The 11,821-nt window shown below is 66.9% G+C and carries 11 protein-coding genes and 1 pseudogene; 4 read left to right on the top strand and 8 right to left on the bottom strand.

The genetic code is table 11. The annotated features are described in order from the left end of the window. Positions 1–162: 162 nt before the first annotated feature. Positions 163–1,455: an ATP-binding protein gene (locus CHB99_RS27680; RefSeq protein ID WP_042128170.1), complete on the bottom strand. Its 1,293-nt coding sequence runs from the start codon at positions 1,453–1,455 to the stop codon at positions 163–165. Further along, a complete protein-coding gene (locus tag CHB99_RS27675) occupies positions 1,452–2,195 on the bottom strand; it encodes a response regulator (RefSeq protein WP_042128172.1) in 744 nt (247 codons plus the stop codon). Before CHB99_RS27675 ends, CHB99_RS27680 begins: the two co-directional genes overlap by 4 nt. A 221-nt stretch (positions 2,196–2,416) precedes the next feature. On the opposite strand from CHB99_RS27675, the gene CHB99_RS27670 reads away from it, so the two are divergent. Beyond that, positions 2,417–3,625 carry a cytochrome c biogenesis protein DipZ gene (locus CHB99_RS27670; protein WP_042128174.1) on the top strand — a complete coding sequence of 403 codons (1,209 nt, stop codon included), beginning with the start codon at positions 2,417–2,419 and terminating at the stop codon, positions 3,623–3,625. Positions 3,626–3,715: 90 nt separating this feature from the next. Then, positions 3,716–3,946 (top strand): annotated as a pseudogene (locus tag CHB99_RS27665) (alpha/beta fold hydrolase); the annotation flags it as partial. Positions 3,947–3,972: 26 nt separating this feature from the next. Here the strand turns inward: CHB99_RS27665 and CHB99_RS27660 are convergent. Both CHB99_RS27660 and CHB99_RS27655 read right to left on the bottom strand, forming a co-directional pair. Further along, on the bottom strand, positions 3,973–4,290 hold the full coding sequence (locus CHB99_RS27660; RefSeq protein WP_084702882.1) for a helix-turn-helix domain-containing protein: 318 nt from the start codon (positions 4,288–4,290) through the stop codon (positions 3,973–3,975). 105 nt (positions 4,291–4,395) lie between these two features. Further along, complete coding sequence (locus tag CHB99_RS27655) at positions 4,396–5,295, bottom strand: LysR family transcriptional regulator (RefSeq protein WP_042128181.1); 900 nt, start codon at positions 5,293–5,295, stop codon at positions 4,396–4,398. Between the two features lie 129 nt (positions 5,296–5,424). On the opposite strand from CHB99_RS27655, the gene CHB99_RS27650 reads away from it, so the two are divergent. After that, entirely contained in the window at positions 5,425–6,489 is a 1,065-nt protein-coding gene (locus CHB99_RS27650) for an AbrB family transcriptional regulator (RefSeq protein WP_042128183.1), read from the top strand. 36 nt (positions 6,490–6,525) lie between these two features. Here CHB99_RS27650 and CHB99_RS27645 read toward each other — a convergent pair whose 3' ends face one another. Beyond that, complete coding sequence (locus CHB99_RS27645) at positions 6,526–6,813, bottom strand: DUF2218 domain-containing protein (protein WP_042128185.1); 288 nt, start codon at positions 6,811–6,813, stop codon at positions 6,526–6,528. Between the two features lie 100 nt (positions 6,814–6,913). Then, positions 6,914–7,342 (bottom strand): SRPBCC family protein, encoded by a 429-nt coding sequence (locus CHB99_RS27640; protein WP_052419518.1) that lies wholly within the window; start codon positions 7,340–7,342, stop codon positions 6,914–6,916. Between the two features lie 324 nt (positions 7,343–7,666). On the opposite strand from CHB99_RS27640, the gene CHB99_RS27635 reads away from it, so the two are divergent. After that, the gene (locus CHB99_RS27635) at positions 7,667–9,685 is read left to right on the top strand and encodes a c-type cytochrome (protein ID WP_245655650.1); all 2,019 of its coding nucleotides are present in this window, start codon (positions 7,667–7,669) and stop codon (positions 9,683–9,685) included. Between the two features lie 67 nt (positions 9,686–9,752). Here CHB99_RS27635 and CHB99_RS27630 read toward each other — a convergent pair whose 3' ends face one another. Both CHB99_RS27630 and CHB99_RS27625 read right to left on the bottom strand, forming a co-directional pair. After that, on the bottom strand, positions 9,753–10,580 hold the full coding sequence (locus tag CHB99_RS27630) for an HpcH/HpaI aldolase/citrate lyase family protein (RefSeq protein WP_377698798.1): 828 nt from the start codon (positions 10,578–10,580) through the stop codon (positions 9,753–9,755). Then, positions 10,580–11,776, bottom strand: a complete 1,197-nt coding sequence (locus tag CHB99_RS27625) for a CaiB/BaiF CoA transferase family protein (protein WP_042128189.1) — start codon at positions 11,774–11,776, stop codon at positions 10,580–10,582. Before CHB99_RS27625 ends, CHB99_RS27630 begins: the two co-directional genes overlap by 1 nt. Positions 11,777–11,821: the final 45 nt, after the last annotated feature.

The following is an 11,821-nucleotide window of genomic DNA, read 5'->3' as shown; positions in this document are numbered from 1 at the left end:
ATTCGACCCTGGGCTATCTACCGCCCAACCGGTATGAGCGGCAGATAGCCTGAGCTCCCACATTGCGGTGTCCGGAAAAAGTTGACCAGCTCAAAGTCTGTCGCCATGCACAACGCTCGATTTCACGGTCACCGCCCCTTTCAAGACAAACCCCTTGCCCCCTCACTCCCCCCGCAACACAACCTCGGCACACAACCCACCCTCCTGCCGATTGCTCAGGCGCAATTCCCCGCCCAGGCTCGCCGCCAGTTGCGCGGCGATGGCCAGGCCCAGGCCGGTGCCGCCGGTATCACGGTTGCGCGAGCTTTCCAGGCGGAAGAACGGCTTGAGCACTTCGCCCAGCATCGCCTCGGGAATGCCCGGACCACCGTCCAGCACCTGAATCGACAAGCGCCCGGCGGACACATCCAACACGCGCAACCGTGCCTCGCCGCCGAACTTCAGCGCGTTGTCGATCAGGTTGGTCAGCAAGCGGCGCAACGCCTGGGGCCGGCTGACGATCAACAGACCGGCCGGCGCCTCCAGGGCGACCGGCTTGCCGGTGTCGAGGTAGTCGAAAACCAGGCTTTCGAGAAACGCATCGAGGCGGATCCGGCTGGCCGGCTCCGTCGAGGGTTCGGTACTGCGGGCATAGGCCACCCCCTCCTTGACCAGGTGCTGGATCTCGTCGAGGTCGCTGCACAGTTTGTCCTTTTCCGCGCAGTCCTCCATGAACTCGACCCGCAGCTTCATCCGCGTGATCGGTGTCTGCAGGTCGTGGGAGATGGCGGCGAGCAGTTGCACGCGCTCCTTCACATAGGCGGCAATGCGCTCCTGCATGGCGTTGAACGCGCTGGCCGCTCTGGCGACTTCGGTCGGGCCGCGCTCCTCCAGCGCTTGCACCGGGCGGCTCAGGTCGAGGTTGTCGACCGCGTTCGCCAGGTGGGTCAGCGGGCGCAGGGCGGTGCGCACGGCCAGCCAGGTGCAGACCAGCAGCAACGCCAGTTGCCCCAGCAGCAGCAACGGCAGCCAGGGCGACAAGGGCATGATCGACGGACGCACATCGAGGGTCAGCGGCTGGCCGTCGGCGAAGCGCAGGTGTGCCTGGTAATGCGCGCGGCTGTCGGGGATATCGCGGAACGTCAGGTCATAGTGCGCGCCGAGGGTGGCCCTGATCGACTTCACCGAGACCGGCTCGTCCCGCATCGCCACGCCCGCCTCGCCCTGGTCCAGGCGATAGCTGTAGTTGGGCCGCTGCAGGCGCGCCAGCCAGGCCGGCCGCTCCTCCGCCGGCAGCCGTTCGAGAATCGCCACCGAGGTGTCGATGTCCTGCTCGAAATTGCTCAGCATCAGGGTTTTCGCGCTGCTGTAGCGCTCGAAAGTCTGCAGGCCGAAGGACAGGCCGTGGGCGATCACCAGGCTGGCGAGGAAGATCAGCGACAGCCGCGAGGCCAGGCTGCGCGGCCAGCGACTCACGGCGTGCCCTCGATCAGGCGCACGGCGAAGCTGAATACATAGCCTTCGTTGCGCACTGTCTTGATGTAGGCCGGCTGCCGCGCGTCGTCCAGCAGGCGCTGGCGCAGGCGGCTGACCATCAGGTCGATGGAGCGGTCGAACAGATCGGCCTCGCGGCCCTGGGTCAGGTTGAGCAACTGGTCGCGGCTGAGCACCCGTTGCGGGTGGTCGAGGAACACCCGCAGCAGGCGGTACTCGGCACCACTCAGGGCCACCACCGTGTCGTTGGCGTCGAGCAGATGGCGCGCCGTGGTATCCAGGCGCCAGTTGCCGAAGCCCAACAGTCGCGCCTGTTCGCTGACCACCAGATTCGGCGGCAGCATGCGCGTGCGGCGCAGCACCGCATTGATCCGCGCCAGCAACTCACGGGCCGAGAACGGCTTGACCAGGTAATCGTCGGCGCCCATTTCCAGGCCGACGATACGGTCGGTTTCGTCGTCCCGCGCGGTGAGCATCAGCACCGGGGTATGGCGGTGCTTGCCGGCGCGCAGTTCGCGACACAGCACCAGGCCATCGTCGCCGGGGAGCATGAGGTCGAGGACGATCAGATCGACCTGACCGGCGTCGAGAAAGGCGCGCATCTGTCGGCCGTCGGCGGCCAGGGTGGTGCGCAGGCCGTTCTTCTTCAGGTAGTTGCCCACCAGCTCGCGGATTTCCCGGTCGTCGTCGACGATCAGCACATGATCAGCGTTGGCATCCATCGCAGTGGCCTTTTAGCGGAGAGACGGTGGGTGGAGTCTATCGAGCCAGAAATCGTCTGACAGCCCGGTTTGTAGGGTTATGTATCAGAACCGTGCCGATATACCTGAAGCGACAGTAAAGACCGGCTGCGAAACACGTGGGACACCTGCCCAGGGCGAAATGCCTCACAGCCGCGGACCGACCGGTCGGCGGCGCCCCCTTCTCGCCAGTGGAGCACGCCATGCTGATCATTGCCTTTCTCGGCGGTCTGTTGACCGTCCTCAGTCCCTGCATCCTGCCCATCGTGCCATTCGTCTTCGCCCGTGCCGGGCGCAGCCGTGCCTCCCTGTTGCTGACCCTCGGCGGCCTGGTGCTGACCTTCGCCGCGGTGTCGAGCCTGGCGGTGGTGGGCAGCGACTGGGTGGTCAGGGCCAACATCGGCGGGCGCTACTTCGCCCTGGCGGTGATGCTGCTGTTCGCCCTGTCGCTGCTGGCACCGCGCCTCGGCACCTGGCTGGCCCGTCCCTTCGTCGCCCTGGGCAACCGCCTCGCGCCGAACGCCACGGCGTCCGGGCCGCTGGCCGCGCTGCTGATCGGCGTCGCCACCGGCCTGTTGTGGGCCCCCTGCGCCGGGCCGATCCTCGGCCTGATCCTCAGTGGCGCCCTGCTCGCCGGGCCGAACCCGCAGACCAGCCTGCTGTTGCTGGCCTACGGCCTGGGCAGCGCGGTGTCGCTGGGTACCTTGATCATGGCCGGCAAAGGCTTGAGCAAGCGTCTGCGCCTGTCCCTGCCGGTGGTCGAATGGCTGCGTCGCGCCAGCGGCGTGCTGGTGCTGCTGGCCGCGGTCGGCATCGCTTCCGGCGGCACCCGCGAGCTGCTGGCGGGCACCTCGTCGCAACTGTCCAACCGCCTGGAACAGCAGGTGCTGAAGTCGGTGTCGGCGGTCATCGACCGCCTGGTCGCCAAGGCCCAGGCCGCCAGCGAAGCGGACCTGACGCCCAAGGGCCGCATGCCGTCGCTGAGCGGCGCCGTGCAGTGGCTGAACTCGCCGCCGCTGAGCCGTGAAGACCTGCGCGGCAAGGTGGTGCTGGTGGATTTCTGGACCTTCGACTGCATCAACTGCCAGCACACCCTGCCCTACGTCAGGCAGTGGGCCGAACGCTACGGCAAGGACGGCCTGGTGGTGATCGGCGTGCACACCCCGGAATACCCCTTCGAGCGGGTACTGGCCAATGTGCGCGAGCAGGTCGAGCGCCTGGGCATCACCTACCCGGTGGCGGTCGACAACGACTATGCGATCTGGCGCAACTTCGCCAACCAGTACTGGCCCGCCCACTACCTGATCGATGCCGACGGCCAGGTGCGCTACAGCCACTTCGGTGAAGGCGCCTACGCCACCCAGGAAAACGTCATCCGCAAACTGCTGGCCGAAGCCAAGGCCACCCGTTGAATCCCCCGCGTTCTTCAAGGAGCAAGCGCATGCACAACCCTCACTGCCGTCATCGCCGCCTGCGTCCTGCAACTGGGGCTTCTGGCGGGCGCCCAGGCCCTTGCCGAACAGGGCTACCGGGTGCTGATCCCCTATGCCCGCGGCTACGGCGAGACTCGCTTCCTCTCGGCCAAGACCCTGCGCAACGGCCAGCCGGCGGCACTGGCCGAGGATCTGGTGGCCTTCATGGATGCCCTGGGCATCGAACGGGCCGTGCTCGGCGGCTACGACTGGGGCGCGCGCACCGCGGACATCGTCGCCGCGCTGTGGCCGCAGCGGGTCAACCTTCGTAATACACCTCGATCCGATCAGGCATCCACGGACCTCCTTCTGACCCGTTGACGAGTGGCGGTACCCTCGTAGCGACGGATGTCATCCAGGCTTTCAAGCCGGGGCATGAACAGCCCTTCGAGCTCCTTGACCCGACCGAGGACCATCGCTACCCGTACCACGGTTTCGAAGCCGACGTTGCGTCCTGCCTCGAGGTTGGACACGGTATTGACCCCGACGCCGGCACGCCCGGCGAGATCGGACTGGGTCATCCCTTGCGCCAGACGTTCCGTGCGCAGGCGCTCGCAGAGTCGCTTGACGATTTCTTCCGGCCTGCTGAAAGATAAATCCAACATAATGTGGCCTATTTCGATTTAAAGGACTTAAACCACAAAATTGTAGAGTTATCCTGAGAACAGAACAGCCTCCTTCTCGGTCGACTCTGCCGCGCCTGCTGCTCGTCACCCATTGAAGAAATTCCGCCCGTCGCTGCGCAACAACTCCACCATCGCCTCCACCGCGGGCGGCAGATAGCCCTCCGCCCTGATCATCACGGCGACCGTCCTGCTCATCGTCGTTTCGGCCAACGGCACCTCGCGCAGACGCGACATGCCCTGGCCGTGCTCCAGGGTCTCGCGGGCGAGGAAACTCAACAGCCGGGTCCGTGCGATCAGCCGCGGCAGCAGGGAAATGGAGTTGGTCTCGATCTGCGCCACCGGCGCCGGCAACTGCCGGGACAGGAAGGCGTTGTCAATCCAGCGCCGCGCGGTCACCGTCGGCGCTGCCAGGACCCAGCGATAGGCGCACAGGTCCTTGAGCTGGACCGGCCTGGAAAACACCGGGTGATCTTCGCTGGCGACCACCACCGCCTCGTCCTGCACGATCGGGTAGGTGAGGAAACGCGGGTCGTCGACGATCAGCGGACAGATGATCGCGTCCAGACGCCCGGCGCGCAGTGACTCACGCAGGACATCGTCCTGGGCGATGGACAGGCTCAGGGTCAGTTCCGGCGCGCGCGCCAGCAGGGCCTCCACCAGTTGCGGCAGGAGGTGCTCGGCCATGCTCGCCGCGCAGCCCAGGCGGATGTTGCCGATCAGCCCGCTGGCGAAGTCGCGGACCTCGCGCTCGGTCTCGCTGATGCTCAGGCGCAACTGCTTGCCCCGCGCCAACAGCAGTTCGCCGACATCGGTGAGCTTGATGCGCCGGCCGTCACGCTGGAACAGGCGCGTACCCAGCGATTCCTCCAGGCGCTGGATGCTCTTGCTCAGGGCCGGCTGGCTGCGATTGAGCTTTTCCGCAGCGCGGCCGAGGTGGCCGATTTCGGCGATGGTTTCGAAGTAGGTCAGGTCACGCAGGTCCATGATTCATGAATTTCAGTTATCGATTCATCGAAAGTAGAAAATAGACCTGATGGATTGCGCCGTCGATAATTTCCTCGCCTGCTGCCTTTCGCGGTGTCGCAGCGCCGCTCTGATCGGGAGATATCGTCCTTGCCCTCCGTCACTCCGTGGTTCCGTTCCCCTCCCTTGCAATGGCTGGCACTGATTGCCAGCGCCGGTGCCGGCGGCCAGTTGCTGCATGCCTTCGAAGTCCCCGCGGGCCTGTTTCTCGGGCCGATGCTGGTGGCCATCGTCTTCGCCGCGAGCGGTGCGAGCATCCGCCTGCACCGGCATGCCTTTCGCTTCGGCCAGGGCTGCGTCGGCCTGCTGGTCGCCCACTCGATCAGTTGGTCGGTGCTCGCCGCGCTGGCCCAGTCCTGGCAACTGATGCTGTTCGCCACCCTGCTGACCGTGCTGCTCAGTGCCCTGGTCGGCCTCGCCACCGTACGCTACGGCGGCATTCCCGGTAGCACCGCCGCCTGGGGCACCGCACCCGGCGCGGCCTCGGCCATGGTGGCGATGTCCGAGGAAAACGGTGCCGATGCCCGGGTGGTGGCGACCATGCAGTACGTGCGGGTGGTGTGCGTGGTGATGCTCGGCTCGCTGGTCAGTCATCTGCTGGGTGCCAGCACGGGCGGCGAGATCGCCGTCGCCGTGGCGACGCCGGAAGAGACCGCGCCGATGCTGAATCTCGCGCTGGGTCTGGGGGTGGTGCTGTTCGGGGTCGTCGCCGGCGCGAAGGTACCCGCCGGTGCCCTGCTTCTGCCCCTGTTGCTGGGCGGCTGCCTGCAACTGTCCGGACTGCTGCGCATCAGCATGCCCGAGTGGCTGCTGGCCAGCGCCTACGGTGCCATCGGCGCCTACATCGGCCTGCGCTTCGACCGCGACACGCTGGCCTACGTCTGGAAACGCCTGCCCACCATGATCGCCGGCGCCATGCTGCTGATCGTGCTCTGCGCCGCCTGCGCCTGGCCGCTGGCGCGCCTGAGCGGCAGCGACTTCCTGTCCATGTACCTGGCCACCAGCCCCGGCGGGCTGGATGCCATGGCGATCATCGCGGTGGAAACCGATTCGGATGTCGGCCTGGTCCTGGCCATGCAGACCCTGCGCCTGTTCGGCGTGATCCTCACCGGAGCGTTCTGCGCCCGGCAGATCATCCGCCTGACCCAGCGCTGAGGCGGCGCACGCAACACCTTGTGGAAGCCAGCGATCTCAGCTGCGCCGCTGCCAGGCGAAGCTCAGAGTCTCGCCAGCCACCGCGTTGCGCTGCAGGTGATCGACGATCACCACCTCCAGCTCATCCATCTCCTCCGCCGGCGCCCAGGCCTCGACCCACAGCCCGGCGTCCACCACCTTGAGCAGGCAGCCGCTGCCGTCGAAATCGATGCGGCTGCGGCCGTCCTCCTGCTCGACCTGGAACTTGTGCGCCCAGTGCCGCGACAGGCGGTTGATCAGGCGCTGGGGTTGCGCGGCGGGGGTAGTGGCCTGGCTGTAGAGCATGACTGCATTCCTTGAGGGGGATTAAAGTTAATACATTAACGATATAGCGGGAGGCTGTCATGCCACAACCCCGTCCCCAGCGGCAACGCCGCACTCGCGCCTACCCGGCGAACTGCTCGCGCAGGTAGCCGAGTCCGGCGTCATAGATACCCTGGACGATTTCCGCCGCCTGCCCGTCGGAAACACCCTGCGCCTCGAACGAACCACTCCAGACCACCCGGCAGCGCCCATCGCCACTGTCCTCGACCCGAACCACCGACTCATAGCCGCTCACCGGCAACGGGGAGTCGAGAATGCAGTAGCGATAACGCCGCTCGCTGTCCGAGTGGTCCAGCAGTCGTTCCTTGATGGTCCCGCCACCGTCCAGCGCCAGCAGGCGCTCGGCGCCCACCTGGTTGTTGCCGCCCGCTGTCAGCTGGCTGCCCGTCACCGCCGGATGCCAGACCTGCAAGCCGTTGAAGTTGCCGACGATCTGCCAGACCAGGTCCGCGCTCGCCTTCAGCGTGACTTCTCCCTGTGCCGAGTTCATGTGTCCGTCTCCTGTGATCATTGTTCGGAGCTGCGAGTCTTGCAGGCCATGGGCGCCACTCCCATTCTTCCAACGGACGAGGCCCGCGGCGCACGGCGGTACTTTGGAAGCAATCCCCGCCTTCATTGATGAGGATCACTACGCACACAAATCAAATAACCAAAAGTAAGGTTCAAATAACTAAAAAACATAACAGTTATCAAACGGACCTGATGCTTGACAATGAACACTACCGTGCAAACCCTCTTGAGAGCCGTTGCCGCCGCCGCGCTGGCGACCCTGATATCTCCTGCCCTGGCGAGCGACAACGCCAGCCTCCCGCAGATCATCGACGACCTCCCCGCCGACTATGCCGCTGACCTCGACAACGCCACCCGGGCCCAGGTGGAGCGCGGCCGCTACGTCGCCCGCCTCGGCGATTGCGTGGCCTGTCACACCGGCGCCGACCGCGGCAAGCCGATGGCGGGTGGCCTGGCGCTGGAGACGCCGTTCGGCGTGCTCTACTCGACCAACATCACTCCGGACCGGGAAACCGGCATCGGCCGCTACTCCTTCGAGCAGTTCGACCGCGCCATGCGCAAGGGCGTGACGACGGATGGGCAGAACCTCTACCCGGCGATGCCCTACCCCTCCTACGCGCGGATCAGCGCCGAGGACATGCAGGCGCTGTATGCCTACCTGATGCACGGGGTCAATCCCGTGCGCCAGGAGAACCGTGCCCTGGAGATGGGCTTCCCGTTCAACCAGCGCTGGGGCCTGACCCTGTGGAACTGGATGTTCCTCGACGACCAGGTATTCAGCGCCGACCCCACGCAGAGCGCGCAATGGAATCGCGGCGCCTATATCGTCCAGGGCCTCGGCCATTGCGGCGCCTGCCATACGCCACGGGGCATCGGCTTCCAGGAAAAGACCCTGTCCGAGGCCGGCGAGCACGGCAGTTACTTCCTCGCCGGCGAAACCGTGGAGGGCTGGCGCGCCCTGAGCCTGCGCAACCTGTGGAGCCCGGAGCAGACCGCCGAGATGCTCAAGACCGGACGCAACGCCCATGGCACGGTGTCCGGCAACATGGTCGACGTGGTCCAGCACAGCACCCAGTACATGGACGACAGCGACCTGCACGCGGTGGGCCTGTACCTGAAGTCGCTACCCAGTTCCGCGCACGACAAGCCGATGCAGGTCGCCCAAGGCCCCGCCCCGCTGATCAACCTGCGTTCCACCACCCCGACCAACCTGCTGGCCTCGCGCGGCGGCCTGGGCTACCAGCAGTTCTGCGCCGACTGCCACCGCGCCGACGGTGCCGGGGTCAAGGGCGTGTTTCCGCCGCTGGCCGGCAACCCGGTGCTGATCTCGGAAGACCCGTCGACCCTGGTGCACATCACCCTGACCGGCTGGCGCTCGGCGCGCACCGTGGACAACGCCCGGGCGCTGAGCATGCCGTCGTTCGCCCGCCTGAGCGACCAGGAGATCGCCGAGATCCTCAACTTCACCCGTGACAGCTGGGGCCGTCCGGCGGCCAAGGCGATCCAGGCGAGCACCGTCACCGAGATGCGCAAGCGCCTCGACGTCAAGAACCTCGACCAGCGTCCCTTCGAGACCCCGCGCCTGGCCGACCTGCTCAAGGAAGCCAACGCCGGCCAGTTGATCCTCGGCGCGCGCCTGAACACCAACACCCACGAACTGCTGCCGGCCAATGTCGGCAATGCGCTCAACTGCGCCAGTTGCCATCTCAACGCCGGGACCGTGGCGGACGGCTCGCCTTACGTTGGCGTGTCGGCGTTCTTCCCCAGCTACGCGCCGCGCGCCGGGCGGGTGATTACCCTGGAGGACCGCATCAACGGCTGCTTCCTGCGCTCGATGAACGGCAAGCCGCTGGGCCTGGAGTCGGTGGAGATGAAGGCGATGGTGGCCTACTTCGACTGGATGAAGCGCGAGACCACCGCGCAGGACAAGGTCGAAGGCCGTGGCGTCGGCAAGATCGACCCGAGCATCGTGCCGAACCTGGAGAATGGCGAGAAGATCTATGCGGTGCAGTGTGCCCTGTGCCACGGCAACGACGGCGAAGGCATCCGCAACGCGGCGGGCAAGTGGGTGTACCCGCCGCTGTGGGGCGACGACTCGTTCAACATCGGTGCCGGCATGGCGCGTACCTATACCGCGGCGGCCTTCGTGAAGAAGAACATGCCGATCGCCTTCCACGAAGGCTTTCCCCTCGGCCAGGGTGGCCTGAGCGACCAGGAGGCGGTCGATGTGGCGGAGTACTTCAGCCATAAGCCGCGACCGGATTTCGCCGGCAAGGTGAAGGACTGGCCGAAGGACAAGAAGCCGGTGGATGCGCGGTATTGAGTCCGAAAGCCACTGAAGCGGCGTATCGCTGGCTTGCCAGCGATACGATCTGGAGCGCGCCGCAAACTCAGGACGCGCCCTCCTCCTCACGCCCCAGCACCCGCCGCGCCCGCGCCAGCACCGGCGCATCGACCATCTGCCCCTCGAACTGAAACGCCGCCTTGCCGCTCACCCGCGCCGCCTCCAGCACGCGGGTGGCCCAGGCCAGCTCGTCGGCGCTCGGCGCCAGCGCCACATGCACCACCGCGACCTGGCGCGGGTGTATGCACAACGCCCCCAGCATGCCCAGGTCGCGGCCATGGGCGATCACCGCGGCCAGCCCGGCATCGTCGTCGAACGCCGGGTACACGGTGTCCAACGGCGGCGGCAGGCCATTGGCCTTGGAATGCAGGATCAGCGCCAGACGCATCTGCTCGTAGACCGTCGACGCCGCCGCGCTGCCGCTGCGCATGCCGATGTCCAGCGCCAGGTCCAGGCCGCCGAAACCCAGGCGCGCGACGCTGGCGCTCGCGGCGATCTCGGGCAGCGCCAGCCAGCCGACGGCGGTTTCGATCAGCGGCCAGACCGGCTTGCCCTGCCACGCCACCTGACCGACCTGAACCGCACTTTCCGCCTTCGGCAGCATGATCCCGAGCACACCCGGCAGGCGCGCGCAGAGCGCCAGGTCGGCGGCATGCTCGGGATGATCGGTGGCATTGACCCGCACCAGCACCCGTACCTGCGGCTGACGCTCCAGGAACGCGGCCAGATGGCCGCGCGCCTGTGCCTTGAGCGACGCTTCCACCGCGTCCTCGAGGTCGATGATGACCAGGTCGGCACCCACCGCCAGGGCCTTGGCGAAACGCTCCGGACGGCTGCCCGGAACGAACAGCGCGCTACGCGCGAGTACGCTCATCAGATCGCCCCCTCTTCGCGCAAGGCCTGCACCTGCGCCACGCTGTAGCCCAGCCCGGAGAGGATCGGCGCGGTGTGCTCGCCGAGTGCCGGCACGCCGTCCATGCGCGCGGCATAGGCGCTGTTGCTGGCCGGCGGCAACAACGCCGGCAAGGGCCCGGCCGGGCTGTCGATGGTGCGCCAGCGCTGACGCGCTTCGAGCTGCGGATGACGCCACAGGTCGTGCAGGGTGTTGACCCGGGCATTGGCGATCTGCGCCTGGTCCAGGCGGCGCAGCACTTCGCCGCTGTCCAGGCCAGCAAAGGCCTCGACGATCAGGGCACGCAGCTCATCGCGACGGGCGACCCGGCCACTGGTGCTGGCGAAACGCTCGTCGGCGGCCAGCGCCGGTCGTTGCAGCACGGCCTCGCAGAACAGCTTCCACTCCCGTTCGTTCTGCACCCCGAGCATGACGCTGCTGCCGTCACCCACCGGGAACGGCCCATAGGGGTAGATCGTCGCGTGCGCGGCGCCCGCCCGCGGCGGTGGCGGCGCGCCGTCGAAGGCGTAGTACAGCGGAAAGCTCATCCACTCGGCCATGCTTTCCAGCATCGAGACATCGATGCGGCTGCCGCTGCCCGTGCGCTCGCGCAATTGCAGGGCGGCAAGAATGCCGCTGTAGGCGTACATGCCCGCGGCGATATCGGCGATGGAGCAACCGGCCTTGGCCATGCTGTCCTCGCCGGGCCCGCCAGTCACCGAGAGAAAGCCGCTTTCGCTCTGGATCAGCAGGTCGTAGGCCTTCTTGTCCTGGTACGGCCCGCCTTCGCCGTAGCCGGAGATATCGCAGACGATCAGCCGCGGGAAGCGCTCGTGCAACTGCTCGAACGACAGCCCCAGGCGCGCCGCGGCGCCCGGCGCGAGGTTCTGCACCAGCACGTCGGCCTGCTCCAGCAGGCGCAGCAGCACCGGCCGCGCCTGGACGTGCTTGAGGTCCATGGCCAGGCTCTCCTTGGAGCGGTTGGCCCAGACGAAATGCGAAGCCAGGCCACGCACGCGCTCGTCATAGCCGCGGGCGAAATCGCCCGCGCCGGGGCGCTCGACCTTGATCACCCGGGCGCCCTGGTCCGCCAACTGGCGGGTGCAGAATGGCGCGGCGATCGCATGTTCCAGGCTCACGACGGTGATGCCGTCCAAGGGACGGATGGTCGGGATCATGATGGGTGTTCCTCCTGTCCAGCCAGGGCGTCCGCCGACGTTGGC

This window comes from Pseudomonas japonica (assembly GCF_900188455.1).
Lineage (GTDB): Bacteria > Pseudomonadota > Gammaproteobacteria > Pseudomonadales > Pseudomonadaceae > Aquipseudomonas > Aquipseudomonas japonica.
The sequence above is the reverse complement of the archived record's forward strand: the minus strand, read 5'-3'. Positions and strand labels throughout refer to the sequence as shown.